Here is a 21172-nt window from a genome sequence, read left to right as displayed (position 1 = left end):
CCACCTTCCTATACGTTGACGTCTTCCAAAATTTCACCTGCTATTAATAACTCAACTTTTTTTTGGGCTAATCTTTCCTGCCATTGTGTAGAACTTTTTTCATCTGTTATGATCATTGAGATGTCTTCTAAATGACAAATATGTGCAAATGTGGAGACTCCAAATTTTGTGTGATCCGCTAAAATAATTGTATTTTCAGCCCGTTCTATTAATTTCTTAGAAATTGCTGCACCGGTAATATCATAATCTGTAATTCCATCATTTAATGATATCCCCCCTGCAGCTACAAATGCTTTATTTGCCTTTAATTGATTGAAAAATAAATCAGCTAACGGACCACCCATAAATTTTTGTTGATGCTCATACTCACCTCCCGCAAAAAGCACCTTGCCCTGAAAACATTCTGCTGACAAAGATAGAACCGGGAGAGAGTTCGTCACCACTATTACATTTGGTTTATCACTTAAAAAACGAACAATTTCATAGGCTGTAGTACCATGACCAATAAAAATAACTTCGCCATCCTCCACAATACTAGCAGCAGCCTTACATATCATTCTTTTTTCTAAGTTGTTTAGTGAAGTTTTCTGCTCGAATGTCCGCTCATACTTTTCTTTAGCCTTCACGGCACCCCCATAGACTTTGTGTAGGAGCCCTTCCTTCTCCAATCGGTCCATATCTCTACGTATCGTCTCACCTGAAACGTTTAATATTTGTTCCGCATCACTTACTTTTACTTTTCCTTCTAAATCTAAAATATCTAAAATTACATTTTTGCGTTCCTCAAACGAAAGGGACATACACAATCACTCCAAACCTAAAGTAGAATCCAACAAAATCCACAAACTCAACTAAATATTCCTGTTTTTTTGTGGATTTGTTTTGAATTTTAAATAACCATTCAACAAAAGTCAATACTGAAAATATCAAATTTATCTAATTTTATAATAATTATTTCTACTTCAAACTAAATATTGCTACAAAACAGAACATCCTAGTTATTTTAGGATAACTAGGATGTTCTCCAAATACTCATAATTCCAAATCAATACAACCAAATATGCACAAAAAACCCCCTTGATAATAAATGCTATCAAGAGGGGAAACAACATTTTATTTCATTAATTCTTCAACAAATTCAACTGGTACATATGTTTTTGTTGGTTCTAATAAAGCTGGTGCTACTTCAAAATGACGAAGTGCTTTATTATAGTCATATTCTTTTTGACCACGTGTAATTGTATAAGATAATGCGCCTTTAGAAATAATAGCGCCTTTTCCTGTTGATTCTACTTTAAAGCCTAACTCTTCGGCTATTAATCGTAGTGGTACCATTTTAGTACCTTCAACCTCATAAAAGTCATTGTTAATAATTTCTTGTACTGCAGCTTTAGATGGATCCACTTCACCTGGCTTTTGTGCAATCGTATCTAATACGACAACTTTTGAAGGTGGTGTTTGAGCTGGGATACTCATTGTTGCGATTGTATAGAATACAAGTAAATGCTGCTCAGCTAAATCCTCAGCAGTTACCTTTTTACCAGATAGGCTGAGTAATTCCGTATCTTTACCAACATTTAATTTTAGCGTGTTATCAGTATTCACTAATTCTTTATTGAAAAAGTCAACTTCAACAGTTCCCATTTCTTTTGTTTCAACAATAATTACCTCTGGATTATATTGTGGTGGATAAATCGTTAGCATAGGTTTATTTGCATACGTGTAAGCCGTTACTTTATCACCTTTTTGTAGTTTAACTTCTTTACCAGTATTATCGAAAACTAGTGTATCGCCATTTACGACAAAAACATTTGTATTTTCGTCCTCTTTAACAGTGTAATTTGTTGAATCCTCACGTTTTTCAACATTGTCAATTGTTCCAGCTATTTTAATAAAAACCGGCTGAACATCTGGATTTTGCTCCTTATTATCAGTAGCGTTCGTCACAACCGCTTCTCCTTCTTTTGCTGATGCAGTTGGAGCTACTACAGCGCCCCCGATTAATAATGCTGACATGGCAAATGGTACGACTTTCGTCATTTTCATAAAAAAGCATCTCCTTCATTTCACGAATTCAAAGTAGTAGTCGGTTAAAAAAGAAAAAGGTTACAACATTGCCAACATTTTTTAATATTCCAATATAAAAGCCGCGATTCTTTTACGATTAAGAATCACGGCTGTCACTTATACTGTTTGAATCGGTTCGCGGGTATTGGCTCTCATTCCGCGGGTGTTTCCTTGCTTCGCGCGGGTATTCGCTATCATTCCGCGGGTATTTCCCTGCTTCGCGCTGGTATTGCATCTTCCGCGGGTATTTCCCTGCTTTGCGCGGGTATTCACTTACCTTCCGCGGGTATTTCCTTGCTTTGCGCGGGTATTGGCTCTCATTCCGCGGGTAATTCCCTGCTTTGCGCGAGTATTGCATAAAAACAGGTATTATATTTAATCATTTAGAATTAAAACATGAATTGCAGTAAATTTAGTATACGCTGTAAAAAATATTCGCGCTCATTTTGCTTTTTTCTTATATCTAAAGCCATATCTGGGAGATCGGTTATGACTCCATTAACATTTTTCCTAATGAATTCGTGTAATGATCGATCTTTATTTAATGTCCATACAAACAAATCAATTTTTTGTTGTTTCAGCTCTGCGATTAATTGATCTGTTACCCATGCTTCCTCAAGTGCAATAAAATCAACTGTTTCATCCATTGGCCCGATATTTAATGCATAGACAATCCCAACACGTAAGTTAGGCGCCAATTTTTTCAACTGTGTCATCATTTGTGGCTCTGATGATTGCACATAATACGTATCAAGCACTTTATAAGCCTTTAGCTTTTCTACTAACTTGGGCAATACATCTTCCGTTTCTTTACCATGAATTTTCAATTCAATTAGTAAGGAAACATTTAGAGTTTTTGCTATTTCGATAAAATCATCTAAAGATGAAATTTTGTCGTTAAAGCCATTAGCATGAATCGTTAATGTCTTTAATTCACCAAGCGTCATATTAGCGATAACACCATTTTTTCCTGTAAGTCTTCTTAATGTTCGATCATGAAATACAACGAATTGTCCATCTACCGTTTGCTGAATATCGATTTCGATTAGATCTGCACCTGCACTAGCTGCGCTGGCAAGGCCACTGATCGTATTCTCTACATTACCAGTCGTGTAGCCACGATGAGCAATAATTTTTGTTTCTGGTGCATAGACACTTTTCTCTAACGAAATAATATTCATCACACTTAATACGATGAAAACAACTAAAACGATGAAAGACAATGGCTTATAGTGCCTTTTCTTAAATTTCGGTGTGAACCTTAGCTTGCTTAAAATTGGCATATTATATGTAGTAGCCACCATTACTTGTGAAAACATTGCTTGCAGTAAACTAAATAACATAATGAAGACCAGTTCTAAAAAAGCGAGTGTAATCCCCGCTGTGACAAGTGCAGTACTCGGTATCAAACGCTCCAAAATATATAATGGCAAGGTGCTTATAAGCGTAATTCCAATCATTACAAGTAAATGAATCGCAACAAGCAAAGCTAATATTCCAATAAGTTCAAACAACTTCCTATTTGATAAACGCCAACTCTGTATTAATGAACGAAATAATGATATTCTGGGCTGGATTGTAAAGATCGGCAATGCAAAAATGCTACGTACCCACATTATTATTAACAAAATTACAACAGTAACATAAAGTAAACGGCCCGAAAGTCTGCTCATTATTTCATCTGTCAAAAAATGCGGAATGGACATTGCTTGAGTTAACGTTAGTGGAAATATAAATGAAGCTAATGGCAATAAAAATGCAATATATATAAATAAAAAAATGGCTTGGATACTAAAAAAAGAAATAACCTTACGATTAAGCTGCTGCCATATGTGTCGAAATCGATAGCGAATTCCCCGTTGTTGATAAAAGGCCATTAAAAAAAGAAAGCCCATTTCATAATAAATAAATAGCAATATGAGCATGATCAAAAGAATGATCATCGAAATTACAAAAGGATGCACCATAAAACTTTCAATATTTTGCTCCGTTATATGTGTGTAGCCCGTTGCACGCAGCATTAGCTTAAATACGATAGCTGTCACCGGAACAATTAATAAAAACTGAAATAACCTAGTTAGTGCGAAAATCCGTAAATAATCGATGCGATATATATAAATATTGTAGATGGCATGTCGCATTACTTGTCCCGCTTTGTGCATTTACTCACCCCAGTTCTACCTATCGTATCCCCTATCTTAAGCAACTTTACGATTTTTATTAGCTCTTTCCTATATGATATGTAAAGCCATTTATTTCAAATTACTTTCTGCTCTTAAAATTCAATTTGTCCCATATAATATGCGCGGAAAAATGATAAGATTTCAGTAATTATGGTGTCTATAAATATTTTCTTGAAACTTTTTTGTATGCAACTCGGTAAATAATATGATCGATACATTTTGAAGGGGCCATAATTATGAGAGAAACAACGTTTAACTTCGGAGATATTATTAGTTCAATCGTTCTTCTTGTATTTTTCTTCGCCATTTTTTTCGTCATGATTAATATGATTAAAAAAATGAAATCCACAGCTCCTCTGCCACCTGAAGACACACTTGAACAAAAAGTAGATGATTTAACAACACGAGTGATAATGCTAGAGCATCAAGTGAATGATTTATCAGAAAGACGATAGCTCCTAAAAAAATATTGTTGAATGAAAAAACGCTGTAAAGGTTTATTCTTTACAGCGTTTTTCACGTTCTTATAAAAATATTATGTAAATGAAGACAAAAAATAATTTGTATCAATAAACAAAGGTTGATTTTCACTTCGAGTTGGCGCTTTCCGCGGGCTTGGCTCTAACTTCTTTCAGCGGGTGCCCAAACACCTGTACCTGTCGCAACGCTTTCGGTACAGAAAAAAATTGCTGAAAGAAATTAAAGCCTCCGGCGGATGTTACAGAATCGGAAAGGGGTTCTTAGCGACAGCGGCAATTTTATGCCAAGGCATAATTGATTATTTTCCTCGTCACTACGTTCATGCGGGGCTTTCAGCGCAAGCTCATCCAGCAGGAGTGCCACTCTCCGTGAAAAATCAACGGTTCCTCATCACAGGGTGAGTCGACAAGCTGAAACCAAATTAGATTTTAAAGCAATAATAAAAATTACTTACTATAAACTATCCTCACACAGTGACGGAAAACGCAACAGTTTCGATGCTCCTCACAAAATACTTAATGGCGAGATTGAAAAAGGGGCATAAAACATCTGTCCTGCCAATATCCTTTTCACATCTGGCCCATGCGGCTAACAAGTTAAAACGCTGTAAAGTTTATTCTCTACAGCGTTTTTCATAAACGATACGGCCATCAATAACCGTATATGCAACTTTTACTTCTGGTATATTTTCAATAGCAATCGTAAAAATATCCTCTTCTAGAACAGTGAAGTCTGCAGTATAGCCCTTTTCAATCTTACCTCGAACATGATCTTGGGCTATTATTTGTGCAGCTCCTACAGTATAGAGTCGTACTGCCTCAAAACGTGAAATTTTCTCTTCTGGACCGTAGCCATTATGAGATTCCCCAAAATTCCGTCTTGTTACTGCAGCATATATGCCATATAAGGGGTTTGGCACTTCAATCGGGGCATCACTGCCACCTGCAACAACTACTCTACGATCAAGGAGAGATTTTAACGGGTGCAAGCCTTTTGCTCGTTCCTCCCCTAACCTTGCTAGTTCTGCCACATACTCTCCTTGCACAAATTGTGGCTGCATATCTACTGCGACAGGCAACTCAGCAAGTTTATCTAAAATACCTTCATCCACCAAACTGCAATGAATAACACGATCTAATTGACCTTCTCGAGGCGGATGGGCGGCAAATACTTTTAAAATTGTTTCAATGGCTAAATCTCCAATGGCATGCACTGCCACGGTTTGTCCATGCTGACGTGCAAGTTGAACACATTCCTCTAATTGTTCTGTTGAATGTACAAGCATACCGCAATTGCCTGGCTCATCACAGTACGGTTCACGGAGGGCAGCAGTACGTCCACCAAAGGCACCATCGATGAAGATCTTCATTGCACCAAACTCTAGATATGGAGAAGATAGTTCCTCCATTTTGGCAACTTCCTCAAATACCGTGTGGTGTTGTAATAAATGAGCTTTAAACGATTGCTTTGCCTCGACAATCTTTCGAAAAGCATTGATTGGCTGAAGCGGTGGGCCGTAATAGCTTAAATCTTCAGAATGGCCACCTACTAAGCCATATGATTGCAGCGATATTATCGCCTTTTCAAGAGCATCCTCAATATACTCGGGCGTTATATGGGGCATATGGTTAACAATCATATACAAAGCTGCATCCTTTAAGACTCCTGTTAGCTGTCCATTCACTTTATCAATAACACCACCATCTGGTGAAGGTGTGTCCTTTGTTATTCCTGCAAATGCCAGCGCCTTAGAATTAGCCAAAATTAAATGATGACAGCTTCGCTTAATAATTAAATGTGCTTTCCCTAGAGCATCAAGCTCCGTTAATGTTGGGAAAATAGGAACTTCAAATTGTGTCTCATTCAGCCCGATCGCTATTACCCAATCATCTGCGGCAACCTCTAGCATTCGTTCACGAATAATTGCCAGAAGCTCATTCTTATTTCTGACGTTCGAGACATCAATATGCTTTAATTTCTCCCCGTAGCCAATAATATGTAAATGACTATCGACAAAGCCTGGATACATCACATTCCCTTGTAAATCTTGAATAGAAGTAGCATGTGGCGACAAGCTATCTACTGAGCCTGTCGCCACAATTTTTCCTTCTTTTACAAGGACTGCTTCAACTGTTTCGCCAACTTGTGCCATCGTGTAAATCTTTCCACCTGTCCATAACGTTGCCAAAACAATTCGCCTCCTATGCAATCGCTTCTATTAAACGTGCACTTTCTAAACGTCGACGAACAATTACGCCAACCCATGCTGCCAGAACAGCTTTTAAAATACCGACAATGATAAATGGTGCCACACCGCCCATAAATGCTGCATTCCAACTTAAGTCTGCTGCAACTTTTAACCAAACAGTTCCAAATGCTAATGTCACAACCATCCCAATCAGATTAGCAATAATAGCGTGGAAGATTGTAATGCCAAATTTATCTAAGTATAAGCCCATAATAACTGCCGTAACTAGGAAGCCTACAATATAGCCACCTGTTGGGCCAACCAAAATTGCAAATCCTCCCGACATACTACTAAATACCGGAAGACCTACTGCGCCAAGTAATATATAAATCAGTACTGAGAACGTACCAAGTCTTGTCCCTAAAATCGTTACGATTAAGCCTACTGCTAATGTTTGTCCTGTAATCGGTACAGGTGAAAATGGTAATGGAATGCTTACTTGTGCTAACACGGCGATAATCGCTGCACCAAATGCTGCCAACACATAATTATATGTACTACTCTTCTTCAAACTAAATTGCCTCCCTTTGTGCGTTAACTCACAGAATAAATAAGTTAACACAAAGATAAAGCAAATGAAAACTGTTGTCAATCTATTTTGAAAAATTGCTATAAAAAAAGAAATTACTATAGTGAACTAGCAATTTCTCTTACAAAATTACCAAAGCGGAGTGTTGATAGGATCATCTTCTTGCAAATCAAATACATATGGTGCTAATAAACGATAATAAATGAAAACACCAGCTAAATAAAAAATAATCCCGATGGAAATATTATCAAAAAAATGTTGCATAAAAATCATCAGAGGAATCGGAAATGTTAAAATACCACCCATTTGCATAGATTTTTTTGTGCGATATTGTTTTTTCCCACAATAAGGACATTCAAGTTGTCCATTTTTCCTGTACATTTTTCGAGCTTGCTTCTCTGACCAGGTTTCCCCACACTCAATGCACACCGGTAGGCCATATCCTTTTTTGATTAACACACGTTTAACAATAAAAGCAACCCCAATCATAAGACTAAAAAGCAATATACCTCGTACTAAATCGTATTGTAAAAATGTCCATAAGCTCCATGTATCCGTTTGTACACTAGCTGCCTGATGATTTCCCGTACGTTGAGCTTTATTTTGTGATATTAAATAACTAAAACCAATGACAAAAATCGTAAATGTTGCTAGCACCACACGATATTGCCATGGACTACTACTTCTTCGTTTGCCCTTACTACGAGCTTTTTGGGCAATTGCCTGTTTTTTTTCATCTGTAAGCTTCACATCTCGAAGTTCATTTAGCACATCTTCTTTAAATTGATTCATGGCGTAACACCTCCCAATCATAATCACCGATTGCTGTTGCAAGCTGCTTTCTAGCACGCTGTAATCTTGTACGTATTGTTGCTTCTGGACAACATACGAGCTGTGCAATTTCCACTGTCGTCATATCCTCAAAATAATAGAGAATCAGTACTTCTCTATATGCCACAGATAATGTAAACAAAGCTTCTACTAGCTCTCGTTTTGTAGACTTAGCAAGAAATTCTTTTTCAGGTGTAACTGCTGTCGTACGACCTGTTATTTTTTCAAAGAGTGTCAGTCGTTTACTTTTCCAGCTACGCAAATAATCATGGCTTCGATTGACCGTCATTTTCACTAAATATGTACGTAATGATGATTCTTGACGAAATTGCTCCTGCTTTTGATAAAAGGCGATAAACACATCCTGCACAATGTCCTCAGCTGTTGCTTCATTTTTCACATATAAATAAGCAACCTTTAGTAAATAGTCACCGTGCTCTGCAATAATTTTTTCGATATCCATCGTTGTCCTCACCTTCTCTCTAAACTACTGACGGACGCCACTTCATTTTCGATTCATTTTTTTTAAAAAATTTTTTAAAATGAAAAAAGAATCTGCAAACTCCAACGACTTACGTTGAAATGAAGCAGATCCTTTATGATTGATTATAAATATTTCTCTAAATAGAACGCTCACAATTTAAAATCCACCTGTACCGCTTATTTACTATTTCCCGCATCACTATATTGATTAAAGACAGTGATTTGGCTACGACCATTGCGCTTTGACGTATAAAGTGCTGTGTCCGCATTATGGATTAGCTCTTCGACCTCGGTAATCTTGCCTTGTTTATTTGTACTTACACCAATACTAAATTCCAATTGAACGGTCTCATCATTGATTGATAAGGACAGAGAGTTTAATGTTTGATAGAGATCTTCAGCCATCAATTGCACAGATTCACCTTCCTGTAATAGATAAAGAACAATAAACTCATCCCCGCCAAAACGAGCAACTATCGACTCAAATGGTTGAAAATAGTTCTTTAATGTAGTAGCAGTATTCGTTAGAGCATCATCACCAAATAAATGACCATTTGTATCATTGATTTCTTTAAAATGGTCTAAATCAATCATCATTAATGCTAATTGCTGATTTTCTAAGGAGGCTTTATCTACCATTTTCTTTGCATTTACATCGAAATAACGTCGATTATAAATATTCGTTAATGGATCAATGTAAGACGTTTTTTCAAAATGTTTCTTCTGGTCATTGTACTCCATCTCAAATAACAAATGAGTATAATTTTCCCTTTGTATTTCTAGCAAAATATTAATATACTCCTTTTGTATCGAGCACAATACAAGTTTATTTCCTTGCTCTTCTATTAGCTTTACCAAAGAATTATAGATAGTTTGAAGCATCGATAAATCATTATTTTGTAAGGCATAGTGCTTCGACTTTTGGTACAAATCAATAGCCTCGCCAATGCGTCCCTGTTTTTCACAAAGCAAAGCATAGGCATTCATAACCTCTAATTGTACCTTGGAATAAGGAGGTTTCTGAATCGTCACCAGTAACTCTTGCAATAGTTCATCTGCTTCATCAAATTCCTCCAACCAAATTTGTGCGACAGCTAAGTTTATTTTTGAATAAATTATCCCTGTATAAGGATTTTCATGCTTTGTCTCAAAATAATTGGCATAGTATAAGCTTTTTAATGCAAAATCCTTCGCTTTTTGATAGTTTCCTAATGAGTTTTCTAAGTCGCTTAAATTATTATAAATTTTCCCTATACTTTCTATATGTTGAACACGTTCGGCAATCTTGAGTCCCTTGATCATAAATTCTTCAGATTTCTTTAAATGGCCTAATGTCCCCCAATAGACGGCCGCTAAAATATAATGATGGATTAAATCAATATCATCGCCATATTGAAAGGTTAATTCACGATATTGTTCAAGCACACTAATGGAAACTTGTAAATCACCTGTTTGAAAATAGCTTGCACAGCGATATCGTAATAACAGGATTGCCTTTTTGTGCATACCAAGCGCAATAGCACTTTCAATTGCGGCGCTACTTAAATCTATATATTCTAAAAAGCGATTCGCATTATACAATTCATTTAGCGTAATCCATAATTCTTCAAATTCTTGTGTGTTCATACCGCCCCTCCTTATAATATCCCCTACTCCTTTAATACTATCTTTATGTGTGAAATATTACAATTCCTCAGACTCATTTATTTTCAAATAAATGAGTAAATTTAACCTTAAAGCGAGCATTAATGATTCATTTCTCCTAAAGTAATGATTTAGACCCCTGTAAAAACGACTCTTTTTATATGAAAATATTCACGACAGTACAAAAACTATAATTTCCTGACAAATAAAAAACAAGCCTCTACTTTAAAGAGACTTGAAGAATGTTGGAATGAATATAACGTGTGGTTGATTTCGTTCCAGTTAGGCGCTTTCCTGGTGCGTCGGGGTAACACGATGTACCATACAGCTTAATGTAAAGATTCTTCAATACCTAATATCTTCTTTAGCACTGCTGATCTTTTTTGACTAAGATGAACAGTACCGGAACCCACTTTATACAAATAAAGTGATTGGCCGTAACTAACCCAGACATCTATACGAGCTCCCTCCAGCATAAATGAATAATCTGGAGGGCTTCCCATATTTTCAGCAGACTGCCACTCTGTTTGTTGAAAGAATTGTATAGCTTCCTGTTCATTTTGGATGCTGAGCTTAGTAGTCACTGTTGGTTCACAAATTTCCACATTGTTTAATAGGCCGTAGTGTGTGACAATTCCATTTTCATCAATTGACTGATTACTATTTGATTCTATTCTAACATAATCTTCTTGTTTTACTTGGAAATCATCCATCACCGGATACCAAGTAGCTTTTGGGTACTTTTTCATAATTTGCTCTTGAGAAAGGTTTTCTAAGTCCTTTGGAAGAATTCCTTCAACAAATAGAAAGGCATTAGATTCTACTTTTATCACTGTTCCTAAATACGTAGTTCCAGATGAGCTACTTGAATAATTCTTGATTCCATTTTGCTCTTGAAACGTTTTTGCCTGCTCTGCAAAATGTTTATCAAAATAACGGAGAGCATCTTGAGTGACTAATCGTTCTACTATACCTTTCGGGAAAGTGGGGTATTTTTCTAGATATATGGCTTCAAGCTTTTTTTTAGTTGTATACATCGGTAACAATGGCTCCAAATATTTTTTAAAATATTTATCGACTCCTTCTTCTTTAAAAAGCTCAGCATATTCAGGTACTTGTTGTAGCATATCAAGCTCGTCATAACGCACCTTCCTCTCATCCTTTAGCTCAGCCTCAGAATATTGAAGCCCAAGTGACTTCGCATAATAATAGGTGGCAACTAGCTTCTCGTACCGTCCATAAGCCTCTCTTCTATAAGATTCTTCGTCTTTTTCGAACCAAATGATGCGCATAATATTTTCAAAATGGGCAAGCTGTGTATCGTTGAACAAGTTTGCTGATTGTTTCATGTCCTTATTTAATAGCTGCACCATGACAAATCCAATTAAGCAAAATGTCACAATTGCCGTAAAAAGCGCGAAACGAATGGGCTTTTTAGATTTGACATCATGCTGCTGTAAGACACGTTTTTTGACACGCTCTTTACTTTCTTCCATATCCCCTGCTACTTTCACCAATTCCTTCTGCCATTCATTCATGTCCAAGCACCTCCCATTCACCCTGCTTTAACAGAGACTTCAAGGCTTCTCTTGCCCTTCTTAGCCTTGTTTTAACAGTGTTTTCTACTATTCCTAGAACTTGTGCAATTTCGGCAATCTTCATTTCTTCATAATAGTAAAGGATGATTGGCTCTCTATATGTTAGTGGAAGCTTTAAAATAGCTGCCCCAATATGCGATCTTTCCTCTGCTTCAATCAATGCATCGCGCTGTATGTTGGCTTTCACTGGAAATATTTTTTCTTGTAAAATTAGTTTTTTATAATGCCAGCTTCTTAAATAGTCTTTGCTTTTATTAATCGTTAATCTAGATAAATAAGCACGTAGCTGTCCACGTTCCTCGTAATCATGCTGAGAAAATTTTATAAAAACCTCCTGCACGATATCCTCAGCCGCGTGACTATTTTTTACGTAAAAATAGGCGAGACGTAATAAATGCTCTGCATGATCATCCATAATTTCTTCAAGTATGCCGTCCACCTCCCCCTCTTACACTATAAACGATTGCCAATAAATGACCGTTTCACTTAATTTCAAAAAATTTCAATTATCGTATTGACCTTGGAGCATACTCCAATGTTAGGATAAATTCAGGAGGTGCTTACATGCATATCAAACAGTTTGCAGCTAAGTATAATTTATCTACTGATACCGTGCGTTACTATGAAAAAGAAGGATTACTACATCCAAATAAACAGGACAATGGTTATCGAGTGTATGATGTCACTTGTGAACATACAATAAAATTTATTTTAGTATTAAGACAGCTTGGCTTTACATTACAAGAAATCAAACTGCTTCTGACATTAGAGCAAAAGCCTATTTCAGATTCCTGCAATCAAGAAACAGTTCAGCTATTCTCTACAAAGATCACCCACATTGAACAGCAGCTATTTTTTTATCAGCAAGCACTCCAATCCTTACAGCTCACTCAAACATTAATGGCTGAAGGAAAATACGCGGAAAATAAGTTAGTCATCGGCTCACTTATCGAGGATATGTATAAAAAACTACAGGAAGGTCGTGGTTATCATGAAACTACGTAAAATTATCTCATTAGAATATTTAATCGCATTTTTAGGAAGTGTATTTTTCTACTGGCATTTTGAATTTTCGTTCTTATATTTTGTATTATTTTTATTACTACCTGATGTAAGCATGATAGGTTACATTGTAAACACGAAAGTCGGCGCTTTATTTTACAATATTGGCCATAGTTTAGTTGTGCCAGTAATTCTCTTAATTATAGGCTTTGTCATTGTATCGACACCGCTTCTAATGGCCTCTATTATTTGGCTAGCCCATATATTTTTAGATCGTGCACTAGGCTATGGATTAAAATATGATGAAGCCTTTACTAGAACTCATTTACAACAAATAGCTTAAGATCGTTTCGGAGGTAAGCGAAGTTTTATCAGCGATGTTCGATGTTTTATCAGCGATTCTTTCACCTTTATCAGCGATGTTTGTGGTTTTATCAGCGATTCTGGAACTTTATCAGCGATGTTTGATGTCTTATCAGCGATTCTTTCACTTTTATCAGCGATGTTTGACGTTTTATCAGCTATTCTTTCACTTTTATCAGCGATGTTTGACGTTTTATCAGCGATTCTTTCACTTTTATCAGCGATGTTTGACGTTTTATCAGCGATTCTTTCACTTTATCAGCAATGTTTGACGTTTTATCAGCGATTCTTTCACTTTTATCAGCGATGTTTGACGTTTTATCAGCGATGTACGCTTTTATCAGCGATTTTCAACCTTTTAAAAACCAATTTTTCGGAGGGATAATATGCTGTTGAATTTAGCTCTTCGCTTTCTATTAGAAATTTGTGTGTTATTGTCTTTTGGATATTGGGGTATACAAAATGGAAAAGGTATGTTCTTCAAGCTTTTACTTGGCATTGGAGCACCTGTTTTGTTCGTAGTTATTTGGAGTTTGTTTGGTTCACCTAAAGCAACATTTCCATTGAGTGGGGCTTTGCATTTTATGCTTGAATTTGTGGTATTCTCTTTAGCCGTCATAGCTCTGTATGCTGCAGGGCGAACACAATTAGCGACTATATTTGCAATACTAATCATTATCAATCAGATTTTATTGTCCGTATTTAATCAACGCTAAAAATCCACGTTTTTAAAAGTGGATTTTTAGCTTTTTTGGAGGTAAGTGTATATCGTTGTAAGGTTAGCTTTTATACCGTTTACTCCCTTCCATTCCCTATACTCTTTAGGTATATCAAATTCAGAAATAAAATCTTCCAGCGATAATTTTCGTTGATGAGCTTCTTTTGCGCGTTCAGTCATTAAAGATAAATAATCAATTAATGTATCGCATAATGTCATATCAGCAACATTACCATGACCAGGTACAATTATATTAATATCGATTTGTTTAACTCGCTTTAATATGCTCAAAAATTCTACAGGATTATATATCGGTACATGTAAATCTTCTGTCGCTAAATCACCCATAAAGGCTATTTTTTCTTTAGGTAGGTACATAAATGTATCACTCGGTGAATGGCCTCCGCCTAAACAATATAATTCCACAGTTTTAGCGGAACCAGTGATGGTCAATTTTTCTTCAAACAATAGGGATGGTAGCACAATTTGTAATTGAGATAAGTCATCTAATACCTTCGACATTTCTTGATATTGGTTGATTAAACTCTCTTTTAAAATGGTGTCTTCTGTTGAATCGATTTGATTTTTTAGCTGCCGCAGGTAATGATTCATGTCCTGCTTTTCTTTCTCATAATCTTCAATCTTATTTTTTTCTTTACACAATTTCTCAGTTACATATGTAGAAATAATCGTTGTATCTGAAAATACTTGATTTCCAAAGACGTGATCCCCGTGATAGTGACTGTTAATCAAATATTTAACTTTTTTACCAGTTAAACTTTCAGCTTGGCGTCTTAACTCTTCTCCCGCACTAGGAGTACTTAGTGAATCAAAAACTAGAAGCTCGTCACCCAAATCAATTATTCCAGCATTACTCCAAGCACCTTGACCTGGTTTAGCAATAGCAGCAAACACACCGTCACTTAGAGTATGCAAAGTAAAATATTTTGTTTCTACAATCTCCCGCTCCATTCACAGCTCCCCTTTGAAGTTTTTACATATTATAGCATTCATACTTGAAGATAAATCAATGTTTCACGAAAATAAAGTTGGTTATTTTATTATCAAGGCTAATCTTTAACCGAAATCCTTTTCATTAATCGCTTTAATTTATTTTCTGTATCCGTTTCCTCTACTGGTGTATAGATACTGCACCGTAAATCCATATCACCTTGAACCTGAAGAGAAGTTAAATTAAACAACATTTTGCCTGCTTTAGCATGTCTGAATTCAATTATCATTTCTGGAGCCTTACTTACTTGACTTTCTTGCCATAAATCCTGAAATTCTGAATGTGAATGACTCATTTCTTTAATAAATTGGTTGTACCATTCATCGCCTAAATAGTGTCCATAATAGGTACGGAAAATAGCAAGAAAACCTTTCGCAAAATGTTCCCAATTGACGGCCAATGCTTTAAATTCTTTTCTGGTGAACACTAAACGAATCAAATTTCTTTGATCATCCGGTAGTTGTTCAAAATCTAAAAAAACATGAGCAGCTGCAGGATTCCAGCCCACTATATGGCAATGTCGATCTGTAATGATAGTAGGACAATATGTTAATTCAGTTAGTATTCGCTTTAAAGAAGGGCTAAGCTCGGATTGATTCTTTTTTTGGTTTGTAATTTCTGATTTTGTCTCTAATGCCAGGTCATACAAGTAGTCTCTTTCATCATTATTTAATTGTAGAGCTGTAGAAATACAATCTAGTACGATTGAAGAAACTTTAATATCTCTTCCTTGCTCTAGCCATGTATACCAAGTGGTACTTACACCTGCTAATTGTGCAACCTCTTCTCTTCGTAATCCAGGTGTCCTTCTCCGATTTCCAGCAGGCAAACCAACAGACTCTGGCTTAATTTGGGCACGCTTAGCTTTTAAGAATGTCGACAAAGCTTCAAGCCTAGTTTTATCATTCATTTTTAAAACTCCTCATCTTATCCATTTAACCTATTAGTAATTATACCAGGATAAACAATCACTTGTAATAGGATAAAACAGATGTAAAATACAAGTAAATTATATATTTGGAGGGATGCAAAATGGAAAGAGTTGTGATTACCGGTATGGGGATAGTGTCTCCTTTAGGAAACAACATCCAAACATTTTGGAACAATTTGATTAATGGAGAATCTGGTATATCCACTATTGATACATTTGATGTTACTAATCATAAGACAAAAATTGCAGGTATCGTCCAAGAATTTGATGCAGATGAAGTTTTAGGAAGGAGCGAAGCTAAACGTTTGGATCGTTTTTCACAATTTGCTTTGGCTGCAGCTGAACAAGCTTGGATAGATTCTAAGTTAGACCTCGATTATATAGATGTAGAACGGTTAGGCGTATATGTAGGTTCAGGTATAGGGGGACTTGAAACCTTGATTGAAAATATTGATGCGCTAAGACAGAAGGGTCCTAGAAGAGTTAGCCCGACCCTAGTACCTGCTATGATTTCTAATGCTGCTGCAGCACAAATTAGTATAAAGTGGAACGCAATGGGACCTTCTTTGTCGCCTGTTTCTGCTTGTGCAATTGGAAATACAGCTATTGGTGAAGCCTTTAGACTAATTCGTTCTGGAGAAGTTGACGTTATGTTCGCAGGTGGAACAGAGGCAGCTATAACAGACTTATCTATAGCAAGCTTTGGTAATGCTACAGCATTATCAACAAGAAACGATGATCCCACTAAAGCCAGTCGTCCATTTGATGAAAATCGAGATGGATTTGTCATGTCAGAAGGAGCTGGAATTTTAATCTTAGAATCTTTATCCCATGCTTTACGTAGAGAGGCAAAGATTTATGCAGAAGTCATTGGATATGGTGCAAGTTCAGACGCACACCATATCGTAGCTACACATCCAGAAGGTAAAGGGGCTTATCTTGCAATGAGATCAGCTTTAAAAAATGCAAATTTATCGCCTGAAGAAATTGATGTAATTAGTGCCCATGCAACAAGTACAAAAGTGGGAGACATCTCCGAAACGATGGCTATTAAGCAGCTGTTTGGTAAACAAGCTTATCAGATTCCTGTAACAGCTAATAAATCTATGCTCGGTCATATGTTAGGGGCAGCAGGCGGTGTTGAAGCAATTGCTTTAGCACTAAGTTTAAAGGAAGGGATAATTCCTCCAACAATTAACTTAGAAAATCCTGATCCATTATGTGATCTCGATTATGTACCATCTATTGCTCGCCAAGTGAAAATAAATACGGGTCTGTCTAACTCATTCGGTTTCGGAGGTCATAATGCGGCTATTGTTATAAGGAAATACGAGTGAATAAACTTTCTCGCAAATCTACAGTTTTTTAAACAAGTAGAAAATGATTTTATTATAAACCTCTGCAAAAGCAAATTTTAGTTACAATATGATCAAGACAAAAAAATCCACTCTTTTTTCAGAGTGGATTTTCTCATCATATTAAATAAGTCGCTTAATCATCTTTTCATATAACATAACAATTAGTAAGCCACCAAGTATAGGGGTTAAAGAGCTAAAACTGAAATAAAAACCCCCATCATTGTATTGTCCTAAGAAATGAAATTGCAGCCATGGAACGCCATATGTTTCACCTACACCGTATAAAAAAACTGTGCTAAATAAAAACAACGCTAGACATTTTATAAATTCATTTCTATTCATACAATTCACCTCACTTAACGATGGTCATTTGTTTTGCGTATGTTACAAGGTCTTCGATTGTTAACTCAGAATTTCCAATAAAAATGCTATATTGATAGCCGTTTTCCTGCCAGCTAATACTACGGAATTTATTCTCATCCATTACACTACCTTTTTGACCTCGGATGTCCATTTCTTTTTCACCAAAAACAGGCTCTACCTTATTAGCATTACTATTTGCTTTAAAAACAGTTACTGAAATATTTTGCTGACCATTCTTTGAATAATTAAATGTGTATTCTGAACGGTCTTCAATCCCTTTATCTAATGAAATACCATCCAAAGTAAGCCCATTTTCTTCTGGCACCATTAAAAATTCGCCTAGCTGTTCTTTCACTGTATCCAGTTTTACTGACTCAGATTCAGGTACACTTATTTCTTCCACTTTTGCATCCTTTGGAATATCAATTGTGAATTGTGCATCATCAATTTTTGCACTGTCATCCAGTTTCGTATACTCTGTTGTCATTTTATTTCCAGCGCTATTCGTTATTGTTTTTAATGTTACCCATGTTTTTTTATCAACCCATACTTCTATATCACCAATTAAAGTATCATTTTTTTTAGCTTTCGCTACAATTTTATACGTATCTCTTCCAGCAATCTTCTCCTCTCCAGCAATTTTCACATCATGTGTATCTTTCACTGTGTTAAATAGTATTTCTAACTGATCTCTTTGCGATGGGAAGTCATCTAACCCATCTTTGCTAATATCTATTTTATGAACAGTGTTTTTCACAACATCATACATAATAATCTGTGAGCCATTGTTGACTGCTATGTTATGCTCACCATTTTCAGATATTGTCTCAATACGTCGTTTACCATCTTTAGACCACTCTTTGACTTGAGCTTTTCCACCAGCCTCGCCCATATCCATTGTGTATTCACCGTAATAAGTAAGTGGTTCTTTCGTTTCCTGTAATGCATGATCAATAATTTCCTGTGGTGAATATGATCCCTCCGTATTACAACCTACTAAGCTAAATGTTAGTGCGGTAACTAAGCCTGCTGCACGTAATGATTTTTTCCAATTCATTATTAAATCTCTCCTTTAAATGGTGGCAACCAGCAAAGTACAGCTGTTCCATTGCCTTCTCTCGATACAAGTTCTACTGTCCCACCATGCTTTTCTATGATTTGTTTTGCAATATTTAATCCTAGTCCAGTGCCTCGCTCCCCAGCCTTTGTTCGTGCTGTATCTGCTTGATACATGGGCTCGAATAACTTGTCGATATCTTCTTTATTTATACCCTGACCGCTATTTTGCACAATAATATACATACCTTCTTGTTTTGTCAGTGCAGGCTTTACAAAATCAAAGAACCCTGTAGGACACTTCCCAGTATTTAAGGCTGCTAAACCTATCGTTGTACCTTCTGCTCCATAGCGCCAAGCATTACTCATTAAATTGTCAATCACCCGTTGAAGCTGCTTCGGATGAACAGCATACATCCCTTCTATGTCGCAAGTAACTTCAAGCATAAATCCTTGATCCGCGCAAAGCTGATCATAATCAGACAGTGCCATTTCAAAATACTCAGCTCCATCTACTGCTACAAGTTCTAAATTATAACTTGTAGATTGCAGTAAAGTGTACATGAGTAGATCCTCTAACATATGCTTCATCGTTTCAGACTTTGTTAAAATAATCTGTCGGTACTCGTCTTGAAGTTCTTCCGACAACGACTTGCCTTGTAAAGACTCAGCATACGCTTGTATTGCTGTAAGAGGTGTTTTTAAATCATGGGAAATACTTGCAATCATTAGCTCCTTTTGCTGTTGTTCCACTTTTAAGTGCGCACGCGCTGTTTCAATTTCATCCTGCATAGCAAGAAAGGTTTGAGCAAGTTCACCAATTTCATCTTTTCTTGCCACTAAATTCGATTCCACATGCTCTCCTTTTGCAAAAGCACGCATTTGTCGCATCAGTTCATGTAACGGTCGATTTAATTTACGGTTAAGCAGCATCATAGCTGCAAAATAAATTAGGAGAAATAATAGTATAGAGCTAGCTATTACAAGCAAAGAACGACTTTCTACGCCTTTTATCCAATCCGTCCTAACTAATTGAATTTTATAAACCCCAAGCAAATCCCCATCCTGATAAACAGGTTCTTTATAAGTAAAGGCATTGTAGTTTTGCTTTAATTCATATAAACCTTTAAAAACACTATCTCTAGATTCATATTCCAATCTCAACGGAATTGAGGAATACAAAAGTAAGCCTGATTTCGAGTAAAGTGTAATTGCGAGCTGATCATTCGTTAATGCTTCAATCTCTTTTGTATCCGCATTTTTTTTATAATGTACAGGACTTTCGAGAACAGATTTTACCTGATTTAGCTCTGTCCATTTCTCGAAATACTCAGCAAAGTTTTTATCTTGATAATAGGCATTAATCCACACATAAAGGCCATAAGCACCTGTTATCGGTAAAACCATCACGATGAAAAAAGTGATGAGTAGCCATGTTTTAATTCTCATAGCGGTTCACCAATAAAGCGGTAGCCCTTGCCCCATACCGTCTGTATATAATATGGAGTTTTAACTGGGTCTTTTAGCTTTTCTCGTAGCGCCTTTATATGTACTGTAACTGTATGTGTTTCATCAACACTCGCTTGTTGCCAAATATGCTGATATAGCTCTTCTTTTGAAAAGGTTTGGCTTGGATTTTTCGCAAGCAGTTTTAACAGAGCAAATTCCTTCTGTGTTAAGGTAAGCTCTTTATCATCAAGGCGCGCTGTTTCCTTTTGCCAATTAATTTGTAAGCTGTGTGCAAAGGATGTTACATCTTCAGTGACTTCTTTTTTGGTATAACGTTTCCAGCGACGTAAGTGTGAGGCTATACGTGCCTTTAACTCCTCTAAGCTAAATGGTTTCGCTATATAATCATCAGCGCCCTGCAAGCCCTCAACCTTATCTGCCTCTTCCTTACGCGCACTCATCATTATAATAGGTACATCACTTTCCCAACGAATATTTTGGCAAACAGTAAGACCATCCATCTCTGGTAACATCCAATCGACTATCACTAAATCGAACGTATCTGCTTGAAAATCAGCTAGCCCCTCAAGACCTGTTGTTGCCCAAGTAATTTGGTAACCCTCTTGCTCAAGCGTATCCTTCACAATTCGTCCAATCGCCGTATCATCCTCAATCAGTAATAGCTTTTCTTTCATATGTTTTCCTCCTGTACTAACCTTACTATGTAAAAAGACGTTTTTTCTGAACTTTACACTTTCTTTATAATTACCATAGATCTAGCTATCCGTCACTTCTCGTTTTTTATCCGTCGAGCGGGGCGAACTTTCCGTCGCTTATCCTTTTCCTTCCGTCGTTCT

At 36.4% G+C, this 21172-nt stretch carries 22 protein-coding genes; 6 read left to right on the top strand and 16 right to left on the bottom strand.

Going from position 1 to position 21172, the window contains the following annotated elements; translation table 11 throughout:
* Positions 1–8: 8 nt before the first annotated feature.
* The 3 genes from ACQKNC_RS06125 to ACQKNC_RS06115 all read right to left on the bottom strand — a co-directional run bounded on the left by ACQKNC_RS06125 (position 9) and on the right by ACQKNC_RS06115 (position 4229).
* The gene (locus tag ACQKNC_RS06125; protein WP_427423973.1) at positions 9–800 is read right to left on the bottom strand and encodes a DeoR/GlpR family DNA-binding transcription regulator; all 792 of its coding nucleotides are present in this window, start codon (positions 798–800) and stop codon (positions 9–11) included.
* A gap of 313 nt (positions 801–1113) precedes the next feature.
* The gene (locus ACQKNC_RS06120) at positions 1114–2046 is read right to left on the bottom strand and encodes a stalk domain-containing protein (protein WP_427423972.1); all 933 of its coding nucleotides are present in this window, start codon (positions 2044–2046) and stop codon (positions 1114–1116) included.
* A gap of 410 nt (positions 2047–2456) precedes the next feature.
* Positions 2457–4229, bottom strand: coding sequence for a glycerophosphoryl diester phosphodiesterase membrane domain-containing protein (locus tag ACQKNC_RS06115; RefSeq protein WP_427423971.1), 1773 nt, complete (start codon positions 4227–4229; stop codon positions 2457–2459).
* Between the two features lie 257 nt (positions 4230–4486).
* Here ACQKNC_RS06115 and ACQKNC_RS06110 point away from each other — a divergent pair, with 257 nt between their 5' ends.
* Positions 4487–4705: a hypothetical protein gene (locus tag ACQKNC_RS06110; protein WP_427423970.1), complete on the top strand. Its 219-nt coding sequence runs from the start codon at positions 4487–4489 to the stop codon at positions 4703–4705.
* Positions 4706–5343: 638 nt separating this feature from the next.
* Here ACQKNC_RS06110 and ACQKNC_RS06105 read toward each other — a convergent pair.
* The 7 genes from ACQKNC_RS06105 to ACQKNC_RS06075 form a co-directional block, all read right to left on the bottom strand.
* Positions 5344–6918, bottom strand: a complete 1575-nt coding sequence (locus ACQKNC_RS06105) for an amidohydrolase (protein ID WP_427423969.1) — start codon at positions 6916–6918, stop codon at positions 5344–5346.
* Between the two features lie 13 nt (positions 6919–6931).
* Positions 6932–7489: a biotin transporter BioY gene (locus ACQKNC_RS06100; protein ID WP_427423968.1), complete on the bottom strand. Its 558-nt coding sequence runs from the start codon at positions 7487–7489 to the stop codon at positions 6932–6934.
* Between the two features lie 147 nt (positions 7490–7636).
* The gene (locus tag ACQKNC_RS06095; RefSeq protein WP_427423967.1) at positions 7637–8299 is read right to left on the bottom strand and encodes a TIGR04104 family putative zinc finger protein; all 663 of its coding nucleotides are present in this window, start codon (positions 8297–8299) and stop codon (positions 7637–7639) included.
* Positions 8286–8801, bottom strand: coding sequence for a sigma-70 family RNA polymerase sigma factor (locus ACQKNC_RS06090; protein ID WP_049666144.1), 516 nt, complete (start codon positions 8799–8801; stop codon positions 8286–8288). The genes ACQKNC_RS06095 and ACQKNC_RS06090 overlap by 14 nt, the downstream gene beginning before the upstream one ends.
* Before the next feature lie 197 nt (positions 8802–8998).
* Positions 8999–10447 (bottom strand): tetratricopeptide repeat-containing diguanylate cyclase, encoded by a 1449-nt coding sequence (locus ACQKNC_RS06085; RefSeq protein ID WP_427423966.1) that lies wholly within the window; start codon positions 10445–10447, stop codon positions 8999–9001.
* A gap of 347 nt (positions 10448–10794) precedes the next feature.
* Positions 10795–12003 carry a hypothetical protein gene (locus ACQKNC_RS06080; RefSeq protein WP_427423965.1) on the bottom strand — a complete coding sequence of 403 codons (1209 nt, stop codon included), beginning with the start codon at positions 12001–12003 and terminating at the stop codon, positions 10795–10797.
* The gene (locus tag ACQKNC_RS06075) at positions 11996–12502 is read right to left on the bottom strand and encodes a sigma-70 family RNA polymerase sigma factor (protein ID WP_427423964.1); all 507 of its coding nucleotides are present in this window, start codon (positions 12500–12502) and stop codon (positions 11996–11998) included. The genes ACQKNC_RS06080 and ACQKNC_RS06075 overlap by 8 nt, the downstream gene beginning before the upstream one ends.
* A gap of 125 nt (positions 12503–12627) precedes the next feature.
* On the opposite strand from ACQKNC_RS06075, the gene ACQKNC_RS06070 reads away from it, so the two are divergent.
* From ACQKNC_RS06070 to ACQKNC_RS06055, 4 genes are all read left to right on the top strand, one after another.
* Positions 12628–13068: a MerR family transcriptional regulator gene (locus ACQKNC_RS06070; RefSeq protein WP_427423963.1), complete on the top strand. Its 441-nt coding sequence runs from the start codon at positions 12628–12630 to the stop codon at positions 13066–13068.
* Positions 13055–13408, top strand: a complete 354-nt coding sequence (locus tag ACQKNC_RS06065) for a DUF4260 domain-containing protein (protein WP_427423962.1) — start codon at positions 13055–13057, stop codon at positions 13406–13408. Before ACQKNC_RS06070 ends, ACQKNC_RS06065 begins: the two co-directional genes overlap by 14 nt.
* Before the next feature lie 117 nt (positions 13409–13525).
* Positions 13526–13813 (top strand): hypothetical protein, encoded by a 288-nt coding sequence (locus tag ACQKNC_RS06060; protein WP_427423961.1) that lies wholly within the window; start codon positions 13526–13528, stop codon positions 13811–13813.
* Between the two features lies 1 nt (position 13814).
* Positions 13815–14144: a YrdB family protein gene (locus tag ACQKNC_RS06055; protein WP_427423960.1), complete on the top strand. Its 330-nt coding sequence runs from the start codon at positions 13815–13817 to the stop codon at positions 14142–14144.
* Positions 14145–14170: 26 nt separating this feature from the next.
* Here the strand turns inward: ACQKNC_RS06055 and ACQKNC_RS06050 are convergent, their stop codons facing one another.
* Positions 14171–15118, bottom strand: a complete 948-nt coding sequence (locus tag ACQKNC_RS06050; RefSeq protein WP_427423959.1) for an MBL fold metallo-hydrolase — start codon at positions 15116–15118, stop codon at positions 14171–14173.
* A gap of 98 nt (positions 15119–15216) precedes the next feature.
* On the bottom strand, positions 15217–16068 hold the full coding sequence (locus ACQKNC_RS06045; protein ID WP_427423958.1) for a helix-turn-helix transcriptional regulator: 852 nt from the start codon (positions 16066–16068) through the stop codon (positions 15217–15219).
* 122 nt (positions 16069–16190) lie between these two features.
* Between ACQKNC_RS06045 and fabF the strand changes: the two genes are divergently transcribed.
* On the top strand, positions 16191–17426 hold the full coding sequence (gene fabF, locus ACQKNC_RS06040) for a beta-ketoacyl-ACP synthase II (RefSeq protein WP_427423957.1): 1236 nt from the start codon (positions 16191–16193) through the stop codon (positions 17424–17426).
* A 141-nt stretch (positions 17427–17567) separates the two neighbouring features.
* On the opposite strand, the gene ACQKNC_RS06035 is transcribed toward fabF, so the two are convergent.
* From ACQKNC_RS06035 to ACQKNC_RS06020, 4 genes are read right to left on the bottom strand one after another with little or no spacing between them, the layout of a single operon-like run.
* Complete coding sequence (locus tag ACQKNC_RS06035; protein WP_427423956.1) at positions 17568–17789, bottom strand: hypothetical protein; 222 nt, start codon at positions 17787–17789, stop codon at positions 17568–17570.
* 10 nt (positions 17790–17799) lie between these two features.
* Positions 17800–18867 (bottom strand): LolA family protein, encoded by a 1068-nt coding sequence (locus ACQKNC_RS06030; RefSeq protein ID WP_427423955.1) that lies wholly within the window; start codon positions 18865–18867, stop codon positions 17800–17802.
* Positions 18868–18869: 2 nt separating this feature from the next.
* Complete coding sequence (locus tag ACQKNC_RS06025) at positions 18870–20315, bottom strand: HAMP domain-containing sensor histidine kinase (protein ID WP_427423954.1); 1446 nt, start codon at positions 20313–20315, stop codon at positions 18870–18872.
* On the bottom strand, positions 20312–21010 hold the full coding sequence (locus ACQKNC_RS06020) for a response regulator transcription factor (RefSeq protein ID WP_427423953.1): 699 nt from the start codon (positions 21008–21010) through the stop codon (positions 20312–20314). Before ACQKNC_RS06020 ends, ACQKNC_RS06025 begins: the two co-directional genes overlap by 4 nt.
* Positions 21011–21172: the final 162 nt, after the last annotated feature.

Source organism: Lysinibacillus sp. NPDC094177 (assembly GCF_050279145.1).
In the GTDB taxonomy this organism is placed as follows: domain Bacteria; phylum Bacillota; class Bacilli; order Bacillales_A; family Planococcaceae; genus Lysinibacillus.
The sequence above is the reverse complement of the archived record's forward strand: the minus strand, read 5'-3'. Positions and strand labels throughout refer to the sequence as shown.